The organism is Microvirga aerilata, from assembly GCF_016743775.1.
Classification (GTDB): Bacteria; Pseudomonadota; Alphaproteobacteria; order Rhizobiales; family Beijerinckiaceae; genus Microvirga; species Microvirga aerilata.
On sequence record NZ_JAEQMY010000349.1, the window covers coordinates 1 to 731 of the forward strand.

Here is a 731-nt window from a genome sequence, read left to right on the forward strand (position 1 = left end):
GCCGAGCATGCTCAACAACCACTTTTACCTGAGGAGTATATCCTCACCAACTCTGTCTCCGACCTGATTGAGGAAAGCCTTGGGAGGGGGTGGATCTTCTCAACAGACTTGCAGGAACTGATCTCCGCAATGGACCGCCGGCTGGCAAGCTTTGGTATCGATGAGCTGGCTCAAGTCTTCGATTTCGAGGAGGTGCAAGTCTGGTCCAATACCACCAGGTCGATCCCGACGCGCTCGCACGGTGCGGTTGCGATGCGAAATGCAGCATTTCTCCTCATCCAGCTTCGAGCGATGGGCTTCCGCGTTGACGATACCCTGCTGACCTCTCGACTAAGGCCCTTGCTTGCGACGAAGAAGTTTCTCGTGGGTCGCGAATTCTACGTGTTCTGGCAACAGAAGCTCGAAGCAAAGCGCAAGGACTTCGTCCTGTACTGTGCTCCAGTGCCCCACAACCCAGCACTCAAGGAAGCCAGTTTGCCCCTTGGCCATGTCATGCGGACCGTTTCCGACGGAAGTCGCATCGTTGGGGTTGAGGTGACACCCCCACCCTCTTCCGAGGTTAGTTCGGATTAAGATACCAGATCACTGCTCCAGGGGCGTGCGCTCATACGTGCGGACTGCTCAATATCCGGGTGGATTCCCTTCAAAGGGCGCAGAACGTGTGGGGTAGGTTGACGCCCCCCCATGCAAAGCTGCACCAATCAGCCTGACCGGTCGCCCTGGCCGTGATC

General features: G+C 57.0%; 1 protein-coding gene. It reads left to right on the top strand.

Going from position 1 to position 731, the window contains the following annotated elements:
• On the top strand, positions 1–573 hold a 573-nt coding region (locus JKG68_RS32755), incomplete at its 5' end, for a hypothetical protein (RefSeq protein WP_202066646.1).
• Positions 574–731: the final 158 nt, after the last annotated feature.